Below are 750 nucleotides of genomic sequence, written 5' to 3' on the forward strand. Positions count from 1 at the left end.
TTTATGCACTAATATACTCGGACCTCACCCACGCTCCGTCGTCTCGGGTGTTCGAAAGCCTGCTGTCCGCGTGCCCGTTCGATGCGCGCGATGCGCAAAGCATCGCGCTGTCGGCGATCGAGGAGCACACGCCGCGGCCGTTCATCCTCAGCACGCCCCGGCTCCGCGACGATCGCACGGTGTTCTGCAACATGGCGTTCGACGACCGCGCGCTCGACACGCTGTTCCGCATGCGCGACACGCCCGGCAGCTACGCGAAGATCGTCGACCTGATGCGCGTGGCGGAGCAGGACGAGCCGCTGTTCCGCACGTTCTTCACCGAGGAGGCGCCGGCGCCGAAACCGGATCGTTCGTTCGACGGCGACGACATCCGCATCCGCTACTACGGTCACGCGTGCGTGCTGATCCAGAGCCGCGGCGTGAGCATCCTGATCGATCCGGTGATCAGCTACGGCTACGACACCGCGCTGCCGCGCTACACGTTCGCCGACCTGCCGGACCAGATCGACTACGTGCTGATCACGCACAGCCATCACGATCACATCGTCCTCGAGACGCTGCTGCAGCTTCGCCACAAGGTCAAGACCGTGGTGGTCGGCCGCAATCTCGACGGCTTTCCGCAAGATCCGTCGATGGAACTGGCGTTGCGCAAGCTCGGCTTCGACGACGTGCTGGAAGTTCGGGATGCCCAGGAAATCAAGCTGCCCGGCGGCGCCATCACCGCCATTCCGTTCATGGGCGAACACAACG

Annotated in this window: 1 protein-coding gene; it reads left to right on the forward strand. The window is 64.3% G+C overall.

Annotated elements, in window-relative coordinates; genetic code table 11:
• Nucleotides 1-750: MBL fold metallo-hydrolase (locus tag G3O01_RS45000; RefSeq protein ID WP_205814003.1), on the forward strand; the 750-nt coding region annotated here is incomplete at both ends.

Origin of the sequence: Burkholderia sp. Ac-20365, from assembly GCF_017104715.1 — a bacterium.
Classification (GTDB): domain Bacteria; phylum Pseudomonadota; class Gammaproteobacteria; order Burkholderiales; family Burkholderiaceae; genus Paraburkholderia.